Source organism: Yersinia rochesterensis (genome assembly GCF_003600645.1).
Taxonomy (GTDB): Bacteria; Pseudomonadota; Gammaproteobacteria; order Enterobacterales; family Enterobacteriaceae; genus Yersinia; species Yersinia rochesterensis.
This window is the reverse complement of sequence record NZ_CP032482.1, coordinates 258625-278592: the sequence shown is the minus strand read 5'-3', so window position 1 is coordinate 278592 and position 19968 is coordinate 258625. Positions and strand designations below refer to the sequence as shown.

Genomic DNA, 19968 nt, shown 5'->3' with positions numbered 1-19968 from the left:
TATTAATCACAAGCGCAATTTGTTCACTATCACTGTGAAGGACTCTCATGATCGAACTGAAACACTTACGCACCCTACAAGCTTTGCGTAATACCGGCTCACTGGCCGCAGCGGCGACACAGCTTCATCAGACTCAATCGGCCTTGTCCCACCAATTCAGTGATCTGGAACAGCGCTTGGGTTTTCGTCTGTTTGTGCGTAAAAGTCAGCCGTTACGTTTCACGGCACAAGGTGAAATCCTGTTGCAGCTGGCAGAACAAGTGTTGCCGCAAATCAAGCAAGCACTGCAAACCTGCAACGAACCACACCAAACTGCGCTGCGTATCGCCATCGAATGCCACAGTTGTATTCAGTGGCTCACACCGGCGCTGGATAGCTTCCACAAAAACTGGCCGCAAATATCTATGGATTTCAAATCAGGCGTGACATTCGATCCACAGCCTGCCTTGCAGCAAGGGGAGCTGGATTTGGTGCTGACCTCTGATATTTTGCCGCGCAGTGGCTTGCACTATTCGCCAATGTTTGATTTTGAGGTGCGCCTGGTACTGGCTCCCGACCACCCATTGGCCAATAAAACCCGCATCGAGCCGGAAGATTTGGCACAAGAAGTGTTAATGATTTACCCGGTACAGCGCCAACGGTTAGATATCTGGCGGCATTTCCTGCAACCGGCGGGGGTCAACCCCTCACTGAAAAATGTCGATAACACCTTGCTGCTGATTCAAATGGTTTCGGCCCGGATGGGGATCGCCGCCTTACCACATTGGGTGGTAGAGAGCTTTGAACGTCAGGGATTGGTGGTGACGAAAACACTGGGGAATGGTTTGTGGAGCCGGTTATACGCCGCCGTCCGTGATGGAGAGCAGCGCCAACCGGTCACTGAAGCTTTTATTCGTTCGGCCCGCCAACACGCTTGCGAGAGTCTGCCGTTTGTAAAGAATGCGGAGCGACCCAACGCCGGTGTACCCATAACGAAGCCATTATCACAATGGCCCCAATGATAAAGCTGGGCCAATGGGGTTTCTCTTGCCAAATGGCCAGATTCACCAGTAACCCAGCCGGAACATGCACATTATTCATGATACCCAAGGTGCCAGCATCAACTTGTGTCGCACCATAGTTCCACATGAAATAGCCCAAAGCAGAAGCACCGACACCGAGCCACACCAGCACGCCCCACTGCAATGATGTGGTCGGCAGTTTTTGCGGATTGCCGAAAGCAAACCAGGCAATGATAGCGACGACCAAAGCGCCAACATAGAACCATGAAAAGGCCACATGCTGCGGGATCGGATGAACTTCCATCAGCCTTTTGTAGCCCACTTGCCCGATGGCAAAACAGATATTGGCCGCCTGAACCAATATCAATCCCCACCAAAAATGTTCGCTTAGATGATCATAACGAATGATTGCCGCCCCGACCACTGCCAGCAAAGCACTCAGGGCATAGCTCCACCGTAGGCGCTGACGCCGCAACAAATCATAGATCAATGTAACATACAGTGGGGTCATCACGGTGAAGAGCAAAAACTCCGGCACGCTGAGGTAGAGATAGGCGCGGAAGCTGAACAAGTACATGATTCCTAACTGAATTGCGCCCACCGTCATATACAGTAAAATCACCCGCCAGTTGATATTGCGCCAGCGCAGGAAAGGCAAAAAGACCAGTGCCGCTAGCCCGACGCGCATCAGCACAGAGAACCAGCTATCCACCTGCCCTGCTAAATATTCGCCAATCAGACTAAAAGAGAAAGCCCATAAGATGGTGGTGATAATCAGTAAAAACACAATAAATTGGCTCGATAGGATGACAATGCGCCATTGTAGCGGAAGCAAGAAAGAATTTTTGCGCGGAGTAGGTTTACATCTGATTAATAATAAACCAAACGAATCATACCCACGGTAGGAGCATGATTCATTGGTGAAAACTCATCTTCTACGATTAAGACATCCCGACACCAATGATGGTCAGAATCAATGGTGTGGTGACGGCGGCCAAAATCGTCGACATCACTAAACTGGCGGCGGCAGGGCCGGTCAGCACATTAAATTGGCGTGACATCAGATAGACATTTACGCCAGTTGCCATTGACCCGAGCAATACCACCACCTGCGTTTCCAGCACCGGTAAATTCATCGCCCACGCCAGCGTCCATATCACCATCGGCTGCACAATCAGTTTGAGGAAACAGATGGCACTGCTGATTTGCCAACCTTCACTCACGCGGTATTCCGCCAGCCCCATTCCCAGAACAATCAATGACAACGGCGGCGCCACCTGCCCCAGCATAGTGACCGGTTGGTCAATAAACTGCGGTAATGGCAAACCGGTCAAGCTGAATAATGTGCCGGAAATAATGCCGATAATCAGGGGGTTAGTTAGTACACTGCGGGCCGTTTTGACAAAACCGGCTAGCGTCGGTGAACCATTGCGCGCCCATTCCACCGAAATGGTCACTAATGTCCACAAAATCAGTCCGTTAAACACTAAAACTAGCGCCACTGCCGGGATAGACTTTTCCCCCAGCATGATGGTGGCGATGGGCAGCCCCAACATCACGTTATTGGAAAAAATCCCGCCGAGGGCAAATACTGAGCCGGACACGCCATCCAGATGAAAGACTCGGCTGGCAACAATGCGCCCGATAATAAATACCACCAGACAACTGCCAAAAAAGGCAATCAGCAGGCGAGCATCAACCGCAGGGCGCTCGGAGAAGTCACACATCATACGAAACAACATGGCAGGTAACGCGAGGGAGAACACAAAGCGGGTCAAACCATCAGTAATCGTGGATGGCCACTGACCAAATCGCACCAAACAGTAGCCCAGAGCAAGTAAAACAAACAGCGGTGAAGACAAGACAATTTGGTGCCAGAGCGAAATAACAAAGGCGGGCATGGTTCACTTCCTGTCAAGCCGGGCCAAGTCAGCCCGTAAATGTAAGAATGACTGACCCGCTCTGTTTCCTGTTCTGTTTATATCAAAGTCATTGGAGTTAGAGGTAGGCAGCAAGCTAGCGCCCCTATAGCTTCAAGTTTGAGGGCATATCAAATCTATACGGTCAGTACAGATGCAGTCAACGCCCCAATTTAACAATTCCTGCGCCCGCGCCGGTTGGTTGACGGTATAGACCAAAATACGCAGCCCTGCGGCTTTGAGTAACGCCACTCGCTCGGCTGTCAGTTGTTTATAATTGATATGCAAAGAAACGCAATCCAGCTCGCGGGTCAATGCTTGCCAATTATCATCCCATTTATCCAGCAATAAACCGCGCGGTAGCTCAGGTGCGGCTTGCTGTGCTGCGGCTAATGCATCAACCGAAAATGACGATAACAAGGGCGGAATCGCCTGACCTTGCCACAAGAGGCGCGCCGCCAAAGCAATGGCCCGACCGGTAGGAGTTTCAACACCGCGGGTCGGTTTGATTTCAATATTAGCTGCCATGCCATACTGAGCACAGCGAGCCGCCACCTCAGAAAGCAGAGGCAAGCGCTCCCCCTGAAATGCCGGGCTGTACCAGTCACCGGCATCCAACTGAATCAGTTTTTCCCAGGGTAAATCTCCGGCTACACCCCAGCCATTGCTGGTGCGATCCAGTGTGTCGTCATGCAGTAGAAATATCTGGCCGTCTTGCGATAACCTGGCATCAAACTCAATCATTTTGTGGCCGTGATGCGCACCCACATCAATGGCTGCCAAGGTATTTTCGGGTGCTAATGAACCGCCACCGCGATGGGCAACAATAGTAGGATAAGGCCAGTTTTTACTCATGATTCCATCCGTAGTCCGCTTTCTGAATCAAAAAAGTGCAGCGCCGCAGGCGGCAGATACCAGTGCAATACACTGCCCGCCGCGGGCATTTCTTCATGGGATAAACGAGCAATAACACTCTGTCCGCCCCATTGCCCATGCGCTAAATTATCCGCACCCAATAATTCGAGTGTTAATAAGGACATCGGCACACTCTGCGCTGACGTTTTTTGCTGAGATGCCGTTTGCTGAATATGCTCCGGACGGATACCCAGGGTCAAGCGCCGATCGGCCCATTGCGGCCGTGGTACTTCCAGCGGCAGGGTCATACCATCAGATAAAATAAAGGCACGCCCATCCGGACTGACCGTTCCGGCTAGTAGGTTCATCGCCGGTGAGCCGATAAAACTGGCGACAAACAGAGTCGCGGGCCGCTGATAGACTTCACTTGGCGTGCCAATTTGCTCCGCCACGCCTTTGTTCATCACAATCACCCTTTGGGCCAACGTCATAGCCTCAACCTGATCATGAGTCACATACAAACTGGTGGTTCTTAACCGGCGATGTAGCTGTTGTAGCTCAAGGCGCATTTGTACCCGGAGCTTAGCATCCAGATTAGACAATGGCTCGTCGAATAGAAATACCGCCGGTTCGCGCACAATCGCGCGGCCCATCGCGACCCGTTGGCGCTGACCGCCGGATAGTTCGCGCGGCTTGCGTTTCAGCAGCGGCTCTAGCTCCAAAATACGGGCCGCTTCATCCACCCGCTGGCGAATTTGCTCTTTGCCAAAACCGCGAATTTTCAGGCCATAGGCCATATTGTCAAACACACTCATATGGGGATATAGCGCATAGTTCTGAAACACCATGGCGATACCGCGATCTTTGGGTTCCAGATCGGTTACCCGCTGATTATCAATATAAATATCGCCGCTGGTGGTGCGCTCAAGCCCCGCGACCATGCGCAGCAAGGTCGATTTTCCACAACCGGATGGGCCGACCATCACGATAAACTCGCCATCCGCGACATCTAAATCAATCTGCTTTATCACTGGCGTCACGCCGTCATAAGATTTGGTTACTGCTTGAAGCTTTAAACATGCCATATCAGGTTACTTCTCACTGTCTACCAGGCCGCGAACAAACCAGCGCTGCATCAGAAGGACCACCGCGACCGGTGGAATTAAAGTCAAAATCATTGCTGCCATCACCTGATTCCACTGGGTTGGAGCGCCCGAGCTGGAAATCATGCTTCTTATTCCCGCGACCGCCGTGCCCATAGAAGCATCGCTGGTAATCAGGATTGGCCAGAGATATTGGTTCCAACCATAGATAAAAGTGATAACAAACAGGGCCGCCAAATTGGTTTTGGACAGCGGCAAGACAATGTCCCAGAAAAAACGCATGGCACCCGCGCCATCAATGCGCGCGGCTTCCAATAACTCATCCGGCAAGGTCATGAAGAACTGGCGGAACAAGAAGGTTGCGGTAGCGGACGCCATCAGCGGCAGAGTCAGGCCAGTGTAGCTGTCCAGCATGTCCAGGTTGGCAATCACTTGAATAGTCGGGAAAATGCGCACTTCTACTGGCAGCATCAGGGTCAGGAAAATCAACCAGAAAAACAGATTGCGCAGCGGGAAGCGGAAGTAAACAATGGCATAAGCAGACAACATCGAGACCGTGATTTTGCCGACGGTAATCGCAAACGCCATCACAAAGCTGTTAAACAACATCAGCCCAAAGGGGGCGCTGTTATTGCCCACACCGGTATGCCAAATATGGCTGATGTTTTGCCATAAATGCGGCCCAGGGATCAGGGTCATGGGCACCTGAAACACCTGAGTGTCATCCAGAGACGCCGCGACAAAAGCCACATACAGCGGGAACAGGATCAATAGCACGCCGATAATCAGCATGACATGGCAAAAGATATCCAGCCCACGGCGATTCTCAATCATTGGTAACGCACCTTACGCTCAACAAAGCGGAACTGGATAACCGTCAAACCAATCACCAGCAACATCAGCACAACTGACTGAGCCGCTGAACTGGATAAATCCAACCCGGCAAAACCTTCACGGTAAATTTTATAAATCAGGGTGGTAGTCGCCTGTACCGGGCCGCCGCCAGTCGCCGCATCAATGACCGGGAAAGTATCAAAGAAGGCATAAACCAAATTCACCACCAGCAAGAAGAAACTCACCGGCGAAATCAGCGGCAACACCAGATTGAAGAAGCGGCGCACCGGCCCCGCCCCATCAATAGCCGCCGCCTCAACCAATGAGCGCGGGATAGATTGCAGTGCCGCAAGGAAAAATAAGAAGTTATAACTGATTTGTTTCCACACCGAAGCCAGCACCACCAAGAACATCGCCTGCCCACTATTTTGTGCGTGGTTCCAGCTGTAGCCAAGTGTGGCAAGGAAATGGGTTATCAATCCCAGCCCCGGATTGAACAAAAATATCCACAATACTGCGGCCACAGCAGGGGCGACGGCATAAGGTAAAATCATTAAAGTTTGATAGATGCGGCTGCCACGTAAAACGTAATCCACCATCGCCGCCAGAAATAGCGACACCACCAGACCGATACCCGCCACCAGCGAGCTGAAAATGAGCGTGGTATAAAACGAAGCCAAATAGTATTCATCGTGAAACAACGCAATAAAGTTACTCAGCCCGACAAACTGGCTGGAGAGGCCGAATGGGTCCAGCATTTGCACCGAATACCACAGCGCTTCGCCCGCTGGCCATAAAAAGAAAACAGCGGTGATGGCCAGTTGCGGTAATACCAACAGGTAAGGTAACCAACTACAGGAAAAACCGGGACGGGAAGATGACATAGAATTAACCGTTTATCTGACGTGGATTGATTAACACCAAAGCGCCAATCGAAAACGCCATGTCCTGACTCAATACAGTACAAACTATTTGGCGTTACTGGCGCAGCCAGTTTGGGGGCGGCCAGCGTACAGGTCCCAGAGCGTACACATCGTACATGAGAAGACCGGGCACTGCCCAACCCCAAACTGACAAATAAAGTCGCCAAATAATATTACTTGTTGGTTTGCTCGAAGCGGCGCAACAACACATCACCTCGGGACACAGCGGTATCTAATGCTTGTTGCGGCGTTTTCTTACCCGTCCAAACGCCTTCCAGCTCTTCGTCTACCACAGTGCGAATCTGCGGCATATTGCCCAGACGCAAGCCCTTGGTGTATGGCAATGGCGGTTTGTTCAGCATTTGGCGAGTTGCAACATCGGCACCTGGATTCTTATCATAGAAACCCTGCTGCTTCGTCAGCTCATAAGCGGCGGTGGTGATAGGCAAGTAGCCTGTCTTCTGGTGCCATTCGGCGGCAATTTCCGGTTGAGTCAGGAATTGCAGGAATTCAGCCACGCCCTTGTAGGTATCTTTGTCTTTACCCTCCATTACCCACAAGCTGGCCCCACCAATAATGGCGTTTTGTGGTGCGTTTTTCTCATCGGCATCGTAAGGCATCATACCCACGCCGTAGTTAAATTTGGCGTAATGGCGGATATCGGCGAGAGAACCGGAAGAGGCGGTGGTAATGGCACAGTCGCCGTTATAGAACTTGGCGGTCGATTCATCTTTGCGGCCAAAATAGGTAAAATCACCTTTTTTGTTCATATCCGACAGCAATTGGATATGTTTAACCTGCACTGGTTTGTTGAATTCCAATACAGCATCCGTGCCATCAAAACCATTATTACGGCTGGCAATTGGCTGACCATGCCAGGCGCTGAAGTTTTCAATTTGAATCCAACCCTGCCAACCGCTGGCGTAACCACAAGTTGCTCCTGCGGCACGTAATTTAGCGGTGTCTTCGGCCAGTTCTTGCCATGTTTTAGGCGGTTGATCTGGATTCAGACCGGCTTTCTTAAATGCATCTTTGTTGTAATACAGCACGGGTGTAGAGCTGTTAAACGGCTGAGATAATAAGTGCCCGGTTTTGGCATCAGTGTAATAACCCGCAACCGTTGGGACGAAAACGGATTCATCAAACTTAATATCAGCGTCTTTGAATACCTGGAATACCGGTTTGATAGCCTTACTCGCCATCATGGTTGCGGTACCCACTTCATAGACCTGCAAGATTGCGGGGGCTTTCCCTGAGCGGAAAGCAGCAATACCCGCCGCCAGACTTTGTTCGTAGTTACCTTTATAGACCGGTACAATTTTATAATCGGTATGCGACTGATTAAAGCGATCAGCTAATGAGTTAACTTCAACCCCTAACTCCCCCTCCATTGAATGCCAGAAAGGAATTTCAGTTATCGCCATCGCATTAGCACTGAATGCCAAAGTAAGCGCGATACAAATCGATGTTTTACCAATAGTGTTATTAAACATATCTAGCCCCTGAATAAATCCGTCTGGCTCATCTCAATAAACTGTGGTGAATGAGCGAAATAAATCAGTTTTTGTTCGAAAGCAAACATGACACCATTTCATGACAGAAATATAACTCTCAGATGACATAAAAATGACAAAAAGTAAGGATAAAAATCCAATTATCGATTAACCTTGCGACTACTCACTAATAAAATTATTTTTTAACTAAAACAACAATAATTTTATTAGGCGTTATCCGATGAAAGAAATAAAAACAAAAATATCGATTAGGTATTTATTTCATCGTTCAATTTATATTTGTTTTATTTCCTTAAATTGGTTGTATCATTATTGATGATCCTCTATCTCACATGTTAATGTTTGTCCGCCTTGTGAGTGACACTATATTAACACGACTATATTAACACCCTCGTTATTGTTCCGTTATATAACTCACAAGAGCAACCAAGGAAATAATTCCCATTCATATCTTGAATGGGGCTTAATACAAAGGACACTCAGGTATCTATGATGAAAAAAACTCTATTATCTATTATGACCGTGGCAATATTGGCCAGCAGTACTATTGCTCATGCGCTACCGTTCGATAAAGACATACCGGTTACAGCAGAAATTAATGGTTCAATCAGCATGACAAAAGGTAATGGTGACCCATTTAATAATATCGCCATGGACTATGACCATGTTAGCAATGATGGCACGTATGAATACACAGAGAATGTTAAGATAACGAGTAATACTGGAGCTAGAGTCAACATCAGGCTCAGAAACCCACTCGTTCTAGAGGGCGACGCTGACGGTCCGGTAAAAACATTTAATGATGTTGTCGTGCAGTTAGGCCGCACACAACTCAATGGAGCAGGGGAAAGTTTCACATTAGGTGTTAATAATGAGATAAACCATGCGTTAACAATAAGAGCAAAAAAACCCGCAGAAGCCCTATCTGGCGAAACGTATACAGGGACGCTTCAACTTACTATCGAAGATGATATTTAATCACACATCAGTTAAATAAATATATGCAGTCAGGAGCTTAACCACCTGACTGCTTTATCCTTTGACTTAAATATATATCATCATGGTCTAATGGAAACCATCAACACATAAAGTATATTCGTCTGAGGAGATCTGTTTCTATAAAAACGACCAATAATGGAATGGAATCCAATGAAAAAAAACATGAGTATCAATCAGATAGTTTTATTGTCTTTACTACTCCCAATATTTAATTCAATACATGCAAAAAATATAACCATCGAGCATTTAGTCCCTGCTGGGTTTTCAGCTGTTGAAGAGAATGGCACGATGAAGTTATTGGGTATATTTGATGGAAAAATATTGCCAGAAAAAATAGTTTTCTCAGAAGAGAAACAATCTTTAAGTTTCGACCATCAGCAATATCGCGATAACAATGTTGATGAACAGTCAATCATATTATTAGAGCAAATTTTGCTCCACATCCCCTATTTACAATGCCAAAATGGTTGTGACTATATTGTATCTGGATATAACGTCATTCTGGATAAGATAAATCAGGTTATCACCATCACCAATAATGACAGCCGCTACCTGATGCCAACCACTACGTGGGGATTGGTGCATAACCAATCTTTTGACCTGCGCATGACGGCGAAAAACTACCGTGCTATCTCTGCCCGCGGGAATGGCTACCTCGGGCTTCCGCTGCAATCTTATGGTTTTGTGCAATGGTTCTATAACACTGCCCGTTCGAAGAGAAATTACCCGTTCGCAAATCAATCGCAATACCAGCAGATGACTCAAATGGGCATTGACAGTTGGTACCTGCAAAAGAACTTTCAAACCCTTTACTTACGAGCAGGTAAGCAAAATAACCTGGATAACAGCGCGGGCAGTATCCATACCCTAATTAATCCAGCGCTAGAACAGTTTGTGACCATGGGTAGCCAAAGCTATTTAGCCCTCGATAAGCCCTCGGCAGGTAGTCTGGTACTGTACGCAATCTCAGATGGCGATTATGAAATCTATCGTGATAACCAACTTATCCGTCGTATTCCTGCACAAATTGGCCGTAATGAAATTGATTACAGCCAACTCCCTGGCGGCTATTACAATGTTGATATTCGCTTAGTGGATAACACTGGCCGCGTCGTCAGCCAAGAAAGTCAAGCCATCAGCAATTTAGGTACTCAAACCAATGATGGTTGGTTCCTGACCATGGGCCAGGGGACGACACGTAGCAAACACCATTCTCATCATCTGGCGCAATTTGGCCGCAGTATGAAAATACAAAATGTTCAAACCAATATCTCGTTACTTAAAGATAATAGTCGCCACTGGGCGGCAGAAGCGAACATATCGCGTCCATTAGGGTTTTCTGGCTTTAATATCACACCCACCTTTAGCATGATGTCTGGTGAAAAACACGGTGGGGGCTATCTGCGTTTAGAGGGTGGAAATTCTGCAATAGGATATTTCACTGCGGCCCGTTATCAAACACCCGATGTATCGATATATGCACCAAACTCGGGCAGTACATCAGCCTCTTATAGCCGCCGTTTAGGGCCAACTCAGCTTAGTTATCAATTCAACCAATATAAAAGTCATCATCGGCATCGTATTCAAAGCAGTTGGGACTGGCGGCGGCCACAATTTGGCCTGAACCTGTCTCTTGGTCTGCAAAAAGGTGGGCAATGGCACAGCCGAAACAACTACGGGGTATTTCTTAATACCACATTGTCCTTCCGCCAGAGCCGCGCCAACATCAACAGTGCTTATGCTCAGCAGAAGTTAAACAGCAGCGCCAGTTATCAAAAAGAGTTTACGGATAGCTATGGCACCAGCGCTTTGGGTATTAATGGCAGCACCAGTGGCAAAATCAATGGCATCGGCACTTTTGCTCAACGCAGTGGAAGCCGTGGGGATATTTCCGCCCGAGCAGGTATCGACAACAAGATAGCCAACGGCGGCATCAGCTACAGAGGCATGCTAGCCATCGGCCCACAAGGGGCAGCACTAGGACGTAGTAGCTACAGCGGCTCGGCATTATTGATAGAAACGCCTGAGTTATCAGGTATGCCTTATAACTTCCATGCAGAAGGCATCCCGATAAGTGGTGGAGGAACTTACGCGATACCGATTCCCCGCTATCAAGACCGTTTCTTTGTCCGTACTCATAACGATAACAGTGACCTGGACATGAACATTCAGTTGCCGGTCAATATTATCCGTGCACATCCAGGACAAGTCTTTGCCAGTAAAGCCGATATCACCCTCGACATACTTTATAGTGGTTTTCTTAAAGACAAACAAAATCAACCTATTACCGGGGTTATTGAGGAAACTGGTGATACCGTTCACCCCAATGGGCTGTTTGCCATTAATTCTGAGGTCATGCTGAAAGATATCACGGTTCAAAATGGCGCTGTTCGTTATCGCTGCAATATGCGTCAGCAACATGAGCATATTTATCGCTGTCACCCCGACCAACATCAAAAGGAATGACCATGAAATATAATAAGTTACTATCGGCCATTGTCTTGCTGCTAGCCCCCATTGCTGCAACTTATGGGCAGTTAATGGCCCTTCCCACACGCACGACGGTCGAGGCTTTGGAGCAAAATCGTACAGTGCAAGTTTATAACAGTGGTGATAAAGCACTTTATTTAGATATCTCGTTACAACGGGTGGATAACCCAGGGGTGACTCCAGAAAAAAAGACACTGATCAGTGATATTCCTCAACCTGAGATAATTTTTAATCCCAGCCGGATTACATTAGGGCCGAAACAAAAGCGGGATATAAAGTTACTGCCATTAAAATCGCCCACTCAGGAAACGCTATATCGCTTGTATATCGATCCGGTAGTCGCGACCAAAGTCTCTGGAGGAAGCGAAGATAAAAGCAAAATCCACACCCCAATGACCATCAGTATTGGCTATGGCGTGCTTATTCATCATGTCCCTCCAATGGCAACGCAGTCTCGCCGCTGGCAGCATGAATGTTTGCCTGACGGGCTGATGCTCAGCTCCACAGGTAATGTCCACAATAAGTTCGCACAACTAAAATCGCGTGATAATGCCACGCTGACGGATAGCCTAAATTTGTACCCAGGTGTGCCTATCACTTTGTCAGTAAAACAGCTTAACGGGCAGGTAGATAATGAAACCTTTACTGTTAGTTGTAGCTAGTTTATTGCCGCTGAGTGTCTTGGCTACCATCGATATTCAGCCGCATGTGTTGGAGATGCAGCAATCCAAGGCAGTGGTCAAGGTGATTAATCGGGGCATAAACACACAGTACATCAGGGTGCAACTGTCTCAGTTAAATAATCCCGGTGAATCCCCCGGGCAGGAGTCATTAACTCCTATCGGGGAGCAATCTCATCCGATACTGTTTGCTGCCCCCTCCAAATTGACACTCGGCCCAAAGCAGAGCGCGAGAATAATCATTAAAGCATTGCAAGCACCCGATAAAGAGCAAGTTTATCGATTATCCGTCGCACCTGAAAACACCCTGAAAATCACTGGTGGTGAAGGTGCAGTTGTCGGCGTACAGCTAAGTTATATGGGGTTGGTCAGACATTTGCCGACCTCACTGCGACCACAGTGGGTGCATCACTGTATTGGCGGAAAGTTAGCGTTAGAAAATACAGGGAATACCCGCCTACAGTGGCATCAGTTGAAAACCCCATTGGGAGAAGTAGACGATTTTAATCTCTATCCCGAACAATTCCGGCAACTGCCCTTCAGCAATATACAAGGGATGATTGAGGATAAATTATTCAGCTTGCAGTGCTCTGCTGGATAAAGATTAAGGAGCATTATGAACATGATAAAGATAGCAGCCATATTACTATTGCTGCCCTGGCAAGCAGCTTCAGAAGGTATTCCAATACCTCTAGGGGATATTAACGTCAAATTAGACATTACCGCACAGCCCAGAATCGAAGTAGAAAAACCACAGGGCGGTTGGTATGACAATATTAAACTTAATCCTAGCCTGGAAAATCATAAGATTTATCAATCTGAAGTTCCTGTAACAGTAAAGCTACGGCGGCAAGAGGGGTTCCGAGTTTCAGTTAAAAACCCATTGATACTGGTACGTCAGGCGAATAATTCTGGTGCGCAGGAAGTGGCATTCTCTCCGGCAGAAATACGCTGGGGGCGTGACCACGCAACTTTACAGCCACTATCAGCTATTCCCGAAGTATTCATCATAGATAAGGGAACAACTCATTCGGTTGGCACTGACTATATATTGCAAATTTCGGCATTGGCTCCCAACGAACCAGATACTGCAGGGAAATATTACGGGCAGCTGACATTAATATTTGAAACGAACAGCTAATACTCATCGTTGACTGTCATGGAGAGACACGAAATGAATACTACAAGCAGAAAACTATTGATGGGACTATTATTGTTAATATTACACCCCGTCGCGATGGCTAATCCTTATTTTTATGACTATACACAATACTACTCTAACTGCTCAGCAAAACTATTAGATGATGGCAGTGTGAAAGTTTCTTTTCAAGCACGTCTGATTGATGGCTTGTTTGGTCTGAATGCGGGTGGGCATCGTATAAAGTGGAAGGAGCTAATCAATATTTCTGATGCTAACTTGAAAAATACATCATTACATTCACGTAAAGCCCTACTTTCACTCTATTTTTATAATGCTGATGGCTCACCAAATTTAAATATTAAGCTACAAGACCTACATGATATTTCTCTTAATGGTATTTACCATGATCGGTCGAGCAATAATATTAAAGTAATTAAGTTTAAAAATAATTCAAGTGCCTTTAACGTTACTCACTACCATGTATCATTTACGGTTAATGCAAATGCCCTGAAAAATATCAGGATAGGGGCAACTGTTGGTGGTGTGCTTGTTTCCAATGACCAAAAACATCCTTTACTTTCATCCAGAGGAGTTTCTTTTAGCCCGTCAGGAAACCAATGCGAATCTTTTGACCCTCAAGCGAATATGGCACCATCGACTCTAAAAGTTGATCCTAAATTTCGTTTAGCTACCGCAACATGGCGATTAAAAAGTATCGATTTAGATAATCTACTCGATAAAACTGCCGGTGGCAGTGGTTTACATGCCCCACTGATACATCCAGCCAGCAATCGTTTTTGTATCAGCTATCGGGCTATAGGAATACAAAACACCCGTTATATGATAAGTGCCAGTAATATAAATGGGTTAGCACCAAACAACCGATATTTTCAATTAAAAGAAAGTAAAGGGAATAACATTATCAACTATAATGTAGCACTTAAAAGTGACGAAGATGCCAAAACAGACTTTTCATTACCACTCAATAAAAAATTCATACAGTTGAAAGATGATAATCACGCGGGGGAGGAACAAATGTGTTGGTCACCAAAAATACGACTTTACCCTACTGATACCACCGATAAAGGTAGTTATAGCGATACACTTAATTTTACTATTATTCCTTTAGCATAAAATTTATTAGATAAGTAATAAGGCCCGGATCTGGGCCTTATTTAAGATGCAGGCAATGTGAAGAAAAAGTACTTAGCCGCCTAAATAAGCAGAGCGCACGGCTTCATTCGCCAACAAGGCAGCACCGGTATCTTCCAGAACGATACGCCCATTCTCTAGCACATAGCCTCGGTCAGCCAATTTCAGCGCCTGATTAGCATTCTGTTCAACCAAGAAGATTGTCATTCCCTCTTCCCGTAGCTGTTGAATAGTATCGAATATTTGTAAAATGATAATCGGTGCCAACCCCAAAGACGGCTCATCCAACAATAACAATTTAGGCTGGCTCATCAACGCGCGTCCAATCGCCAACATTTGTTGTTCGCCACCAGACATGGTGCCAGAACGCTGAATACGGCGTTCAAACAGCCGCGGAAATAAGTCGTAAACCCGCTCAATACGTTGCTGATATTGCTGACGATCAGCAAAGAACCCGCCCATTGCAAGGTTCTCTTCAACTGTCATACGGGAAAATACCCGTCGCCCCTCCGGCACAATGGCAATCGCCTCACGCATAATACGCGCGGTTTGCCAGTCCGTAATATCCTGCTCGCCGAAAACAATGCGGCCCTCGGTAGCTCGCGGTTCACCGCACAATGTGCCCAACAGAGTGGTTTTACCCGCACCATTGGCGCCAATCAATGTAACAATTTCACCTTGCTGGATGTGCAGACTAACCTGATGCAATGCCTGAATTTTGCCGTAATGGGCGGAAACTTTATTAAATGACAACATGTTATGTTTATGCCTCGCCCGTTTCTTATTTATCTAAAAATACTTTTACTTAAAAATAAGTTATTCGCCCAAATAGGCCCGGATCACATCTGGATTATTACGGATTTCTGCTGGTAAGCCCTGAGCCAACGGGGTTCCCTGATTCACTACATAAATACGATCAGAAATCCCCATCACCAGTTTCATATCATGCTCAATCAGCAATACAGAAACTTGCTGTTGGTCGCGCAGTTCCATAATCAATTGATTCAGTTCATCAGTTTCTTTCGGGTTCAGGCCAGCTGCCGGTTCATCTAGCATTAATAGCTCAGGGCGGGTCACCATACAGCGGGCAATTTCTAAACGCCGTTGCTGACCATAAGCCAGATTTCCTGCCTGGCGGTTAGCCAGTTCCAATAATCCGACCCGCTCTAACCAAGTTGCGGCACGTTCCAATGCATCGGCCTCTGCCCGCCGAAAACCCGGCGTTTTCAGTAGGCCAGCAAATACACCGCTTTTAAGATGCTGATGCTGTGCCACCAGCAAGTTCTCAACCACCGTCATTTCACGGAACAAACGCACGTGTTGGAAAGTGCGAATCACCCCCATCCGAGCAATGACCTGCCCTGGTAGCCCTTCAATATGGCGATCACGCAATTTAATGGTGCCACCTGTCGGGCGATAAAAGCCGGTCAGGCAGTTAAAGATAGTGGTTTTACCGGCACCATTCGGACCAATCAGTGAGACAATCTCACCATGATTGAGATTCAGGCCAACATTATTTACCGCCAATAACCCGCCAAAACGCATCGATAGCCCTTCAACCGCTAACAAAGGTTGCGTATTCATGCTTGTTCCCCCTGTTTAGCTTTGATATCGGCGACTTTCAGTTTCAACTGTGGCCGTTTCATCGGTAATAGGCCCTGCGGACGCCAGATCATCATCAACACCATCAATGCACCCAACAGCAACATACTGTACGCATTGAGATCTCGCATTAATTCACGCGAAACCACTAGTAATACGGCCGCCAGAATAACAGCGAACTGTGACCCCATCCCGCCTAATACCACGATTGCCAGTACAAAAGCCGATTCTACAAAAGTGAAAGACTCAGGGCTAACAAACCCTTGTCGAGCAGCAAACAGCGTGCCCGCAAAACCGGCAAAAGCAGCACTGATGGTAAACGCGGTCAGCTTGATTTTAGTTGGGCTCAGGCCCAATGAGCGGCAAGCAATTTCGTCTTCACGCAATGCTTCCCAAGCCCGGCCCAGCGGCATGCGGAGCAACCGGTTAATCACAAATAGAGTCAGGATTACCAGCAGCAGCGCCACCAGATACAGGAAAATAATGCGGTCACTTGGGTCGTACGTCAGGCCAAAGAAATTATGGAAAGTATCCCAGCCGCCGTCTTTCGCGGTGCGACTGAATTCCAAACCAAACAGTGTCGGTTTAGGAATTTGGCTAATCCCATTCGGCCCACCGGTAATTTCAGTATTATTGAGCAGCAAAATACGCACAATTTCACCGAAGCCCAGTGTCACAATCGCCAAATAATCCCCACGTAGGCGTAAAACAGGGAACCCGAGCAGGAAGCCGGACAGAGCCGCGACAATCCCCGCCAGGGGTAAACTCTCCCAGAAACCCAAACCGTAATAGTGATTCAGCAGAGCATAGGTATAAGCGCCAATAGCATAAAAACCACCGTAGCCCAGTACCAGCAAGCCTGATAGCCCGACCACAACATTCAATCCCAGCCCTAGCATGACGTAAATCAGTGTCAGGGTGGCGATATCTACCGAACCTCGGGAGACCAAAAATGGCCAGGCTATTGCAGCAATAATAATCGCAGCCGCCAATAATTTCTGGCGCGGGGTGGTGCCATCAAAGCTGGGTAATACCCATGCTGGGCCAGAGACCTTTTTAATCCCTTGCTGGATGAACGGCCGCACTAATTGGAAGAAAAATACTACGATGCAAGCTGCGCCAATCCACAACCAACGCACCTCTGAAGCCCCTTGCACTATAAGCTTGGTGCCGTCTAACTGCAGCTGCAATCCCATCACAAACGAGGCAAGGACGAGTAAAACAAAACTGGAAATAATGGCGTTAAGGAAGTTGAGTTGTTTCATACCTTTTCAACCTCCGGACGGCCTAAGATCCCGGTAGGCATCACTAATAACACAACAATCAGCAACGCAAATGAAACTGCATCTTTATATTCTGTGCTGAGATATGCAGAAGTTAATGCTTCGGCCACACCCAGAATCAAACCACCGATCATCGCACCCGGAATACTGCCGATCCCACCTAACACTGCGGCGGTAAATGCTTTCATGCCAGCCATAAAGCCGATGTATGGGTTAATGACGCCATAAAACTGCCCCAATAAGACCCCGGCGACGGCGGCCATCAGCGCCCCGATAACAAAAGTCAGTGAGATAACTCGGTCAGTATTAATGCCCAGCAAACTGGCCATTTTTAAATCTTCAGCACAGGCTCGGCATGCGCGCCCCATGCGGGAATAACGGATAAAGAGTGTCAGCGCCAACATGGCCAAGAAGGTGACTATCCAAATGGTCAACTGCATGGTGCTGATGGTTGCGGCAAAGCCATTAGTTTCAGCCAACGTCCACTGACCAGTAACCAAACTCGGTAGAGCCAGATCCCGCGAGCCTTGATTTAGGCTGACGTAGTTTTGCAGGAAGATAGACATCCCGATCGCCGAGATCAACGCGATCAAGCGCTTAGAGCTACGAACCGGTTTATACGCCACCCGTTCAATACTCCAGCCATAAGCACTAGCAATAACAATTGAGACGAGAAAAGCAGAGCCTATCAATAACCAACTGGCATCAATCCCCACCATCATCAATGCGGCAATCACGATAAAGGAGACGTAGCTGCTGATCATATACACTTCGCCGTGGGCAAAGTTGATCATGCCGATAATGCCATACACCATGGTGTAACCAATGGCGATCAGCGCATAAGTGCTGCCCAACGTAACCCCGTTGAACATCTGTTGCAGGAAATAAAGAAACTGCTCTGACATACTCTAACCCTTTGATTCACTTGCCTGGCTGCCCTAGCCAACTGCACCAAATCTACTGTGCGCAGTGAGGAAAAATCCCCCCGAAACTTGGGGGGATACAGTTGGTAAAAGGGGCCGGATTGCTGCAACAGCAACCCTAAAACTTGATGATTCTAATATTATTGTTATTTGACTGCGGTTGATGAACCATCCGCATGCCATTCAAAAATACCGAATTCAAACCCTTTCAAATCGCCTTTATCATCCCAGTTCAGCGGCCCCATCACGGTTTCCACCGGCTTACCAGTTTTCAGATCTTTGACCAAATCAGCAGGTTCTTGGCTACCACTCCGCTCCATCGCGGTAGTCAGCGATTGCAGCGCAGCATAAGTTGTCCAAACGAATGGGCCGGTTGGGTCGAGTTTCTTCGCTTTCAGCGCATCAACAATAGGTTGGTTAACAGGAACCTGATCATAACGTTTTGGTAAAGTTACCAGCATGCCTTCAGAAGCATCACCCGCGATGTTAGACAGTGAGGAGTTACCCACGCCCTCTGGGCCCATAAAGCGTGCTGTCAGGCCAGCTTGCTTAGCCTGACGCAGGATTTGCCCCATCTCTGGGTAGTACCCGCCGAAATAAACAAAATCAACATTCTCTTTCTTCAAACGAGCAACCAAGGTAGAGAAATCTTTATCACCGGCGGTCACCCCCTCAAACAGCACAGGTTCTGTACCTTGCTTTTTCAGGCTCTCACGCACGGAGCGCGCCAAACCTTCGCCATATTGCTGCTTATCATGTACCACAGCGATACGTTTAGGTTTGATGGTTTCAAGGATATATTTAGCTGCTGTTGGGCCTTGGTCAGAATCCAGACCGGTGGTCCGCATGATCATTTTGTAACCACGGGTAGTCAGATCAGCATTGGTTGCAGCAGGGGTGATCATAATCACGCCCTCATCTTCATAAATATCTGAAGCAGGCTGAGTTGAAGAGGAGCACAGGTGGCCAATAACGTAACGAATACCATCGTTAATCACTTTGTTGGCGACAGCTACGGCTTGTTTCGGGTCGCAAGCATCATCATATTCCACACCGACCAGCTTATCGCCATTAATTCCGCCTTTGGCATTGATATCAGCAATCGCCTGACGTGCACCGGTAAATTCCATGTCACCGTATTGGGCAACTGGGCCGGACATCGCGCCAACAATGGCAACTTTGATGTCTTTCGCCAGCACAGAATGGCTCATCGCCATTGCTATACACCCAGCCAGCAACATTTTACCTTTTGTTAATTTCATCCGCGAATTCCCCATCTGTCATTGTGAACGTGCTTGTTGTGTTGGTCTTAACGTTTTATAGCGCCGTAACGTTTTATTCATAAGTAATAATGATTTAGTCTCAAAAGTGATGCTTTTTTCTAATAAGACTTTATTTTTCATGCCATTAAACAGGAGTTTTATGCTGCAAATCAACTAAGACAAGCAGAAACAAGCGGTGTAAACAGCATAAAATTAGGATTAAATTGAATGGGTTTTGCACAAATGCTAGTGAGTTGTGCTGGTTATGTGATCATTTACTCTGTTAA

At 47.3% G+C, this 19968-nt stretch carries 19 protein-coding genes; 7 read left to right on the top strand and 12 right to left on the bottom strand.

The window, feature by feature from the left end:
- Positions 1-47: 47 nt before the first annotated feature.
- Positions 48-1001 carry an HTH-type transcriptional regulator MetR gene (gene metR / locus DXZ79_RS01340; protein ID WP_038638328.1) on the top strand — a complete coding sequence of 318 codons (954 nt, stop codon included), beginning with the start codon at positions 48-50 and terminating at the stop codon, positions 999-1001.
- Here metR and DXZ79_RS01335 read toward each other — a convergent pair.
- The 7 genes from DXZ79_RS01335 to ugpB form a co-directional block, all read right to left on the bottom strand.
- Positions 889-1788: a carboxylate/amino acid/amine transporter gene (locus DXZ79_RS01335; protein WP_038638324.1), complete on the bottom strand. Its 900-nt coding sequence runs from the start codon at positions 1786-1788 to the stop codon at positions 889-891. The genes metR and DXZ79_RS01335 overlap by 113 nt on opposite strands.
- A gap of 154 nt (positions 1789-1942) precedes the next feature.
- Positions 1943-2902 (bottom strand): AEC family transporter, encoded by a 960-nt coding sequence (locus tag DXZ79_RS01330; protein WP_120011000.1) that lies wholly within the window; start codon positions 2900-2902, stop codon positions 1943-1945.
- Positions 2903-3034: 132 nt separating this feature from the next.
- Positions 3035-3775, bottom strand: coding sequence for a glycerophosphodiester phosphodiesterase (ugpQ, locus tag DXZ79_RS01325; protein WP_050292286.1), 741 nt, complete (start codon positions 3773-3775; stop codon positions 3035-3037).
- Positions 3772-4860, bottom strand: coding sequence for a sn-glycerol-3-phosphate import ATP-binding protein UgpC (locus DXZ79_RS01320; RefSeq protein ID WP_038638316.1), 1089 nt, complete (start codon positions 4858-4860; stop codon positions 3772-3774). Before DXZ79_RS01320 ends, ugpQ begins: the two co-directional genes overlap by 4 nt.
- Before the next feature lie 6 nt (positions 4861-4866).
- Entirely contained in the window at positions 4867-5712 is an 846-nt protein-coding gene (ugpE, locus tag DXZ79_RS01315; RefSeq protein ID WP_032820184.1) for a sn-glycerol-3-phosphate ABC transporter permease UgpE, read from the bottom strand.
- On the bottom strand, positions 5709-6596 hold the full coding sequence (ugpA, locus tag DXZ79_RS01310; protein ID WP_038638311.1) for a sn-glycerol-3-phosphate ABC transporter permease UgpA: 888 nt from the start codon (positions 6594-6596) through the stop codon (positions 5709-5711). Before ugpA ends, ugpE begins: the two co-directional genes overlap by 4 nt.
- A 212-nt stretch (positions 6597-6808) precedes the next feature.
- Positions 6809-8128, bottom strand: coding sequence for a sn-glycerol-3-phosphate ABC transporter substrate-binding protein UgpB (gene ugpB / locus DXZ79_RS01305; RefSeq protein ID WP_120010999.1), 1320 nt, complete (start codon positions 8126-8128; stop codon positions 6809-6811).
- Between the two features lie 510 nt (positions 8129-8638).
- On the opposite strand from ugpB, the gene DXZ79_RS01300 reads away from it, so the two are divergent.
- The 6 genes from DXZ79_RS01300 (at position 8639) to DXZ79_RS01275 (ending at position 14593) form a co-directional block, all read left to right on the top strand.
- Positions 8639-9127 carry a CS1 type fimbrial major subunit gene (locus DXZ79_RS01300; RefSeq protein WP_244942307.1) on the top strand — a complete coding sequence of 163 codons (489 nt, stop codon included), beginning with the start codon at positions 8639-8641 and terminating at the stop codon, positions 9125-9127.
- A gap of 156 nt (positions 9128-9283) precedes the next feature.
- Positions 9284-11614, top strand: a complete 2331-nt coding sequence (locus DXZ79_RS01295; RefSeq protein WP_342353626.1) for a TcfC E-set like domain-containing protein — start codon at positions 9284-9286, stop codon at positions 11612-11614.
- A 2-nt stretch (positions 11615-11616) separates the two neighbouring features.
- Entirely contained in the window at positions 11617-12300 is a 684-nt protein-coding gene (locus DXZ79_RS01290) for a pilus assembly protein (protein WP_038638305.1), read from the top strand.
- Positions 12272-12919 (top strand): hypothetical protein, encoded by a 648-nt coding sequence (locus tag DXZ79_RS01285; RefSeq protein WP_038638303.1) that lies wholly within the window; start codon positions 12272-12274, stop codon positions 12917-12919. Before DXZ79_RS01290 ends, DXZ79_RS01285 begins: the two co-directional genes overlap by 29 nt.
- A gap of 15 nt (positions 12920-12934) precedes the next feature.
- Positions 12935-13459, top strand: a complete 525-nt coding sequence (locus DXZ79_RS01280; RefSeq protein ID WP_038638300.1) for a hypothetical protein — start codon at positions 12935-12937, stop codon at positions 13457-13459.
- A gap of 33 nt (positions 13460-13492) precedes the next feature.
- Complete coding sequence (locus DXZ79_RS01275; protein WP_038638297.1) at positions 13493-14593, top strand: hypothetical protein; 1101 nt, start codon at positions 13493-13495, stop codon at positions 14591-14593.
- A 72-nt stretch (positions 14594-14665) separates the two neighbouring features.
- Here DXZ79_RS01275 and livF read toward each other — a convergent pair whose 3' ends face one another.
- From livF to DXZ79_RS01250, 5 genes are all read right to left on the bottom strand, one after another.
- On the bottom strand, positions 14666-15367 hold the full coding sequence (gene livF / locus DXZ79_RS01270; protein ID WP_038638294.1) for a high-affinity branched-chain amino acid ABC transporter ATP-binding protein LivF: 702 nt from the start codon (positions 15365-15367) through the stop codon (positions 14666-14668).
- Positions 15368-15427: 60 nt separating this feature from the next.
- Complete coding sequence (gene livG / locus DXZ79_RS01265) at positions 15428-16195, bottom strand: high-affinity branched-chain amino acid ABC transporter ATP-binding protein LivG (protein WP_038638292.1); 768 nt, start codon at positions 16193-16195, stop codon at positions 15428-15430.
- On the bottom strand, positions 16192-17478 hold the full coding sequence (locus DXZ79_RS01260) for a high-affinity branched-chain amino acid ABC transporter permease LivM (protein WP_038638289.1): 1287 nt from the start codon (positions 17476-17478) through the stop codon (positions 16192-16194). Before DXZ79_RS01260 ends, livG begins: the two co-directional genes overlap by 4 nt.
- Positions 17475-18401 (bottom strand): high-affinity branched-chain amino acid ABC transporter permease LivH, encoded by a 927-nt coding sequence (livH, locus tag DXZ79_RS01255; RefSeq protein WP_004391347.1) that lies wholly within the window; start codon positions 18399-18401, stop codon positions 17475-17477. The genes DXZ79_RS01260 and livH overlap by 4 nt, the downstream gene beginning before the upstream one ends.
- 164 nt (positions 18402-18565) lie before the next feature.
- A complete protein-coding gene (locus DXZ79_RS01250; protein ID WP_038638286.1) occupies positions 18566-19681 on the bottom strand; it encodes a branched-chain amino acid ABC transporter substrate-binding protein in 1116 nt (371 codons plus the stop codon).
- Between the last annotated feature and the right edge of the window lie 287 nt (positions 19682-19968).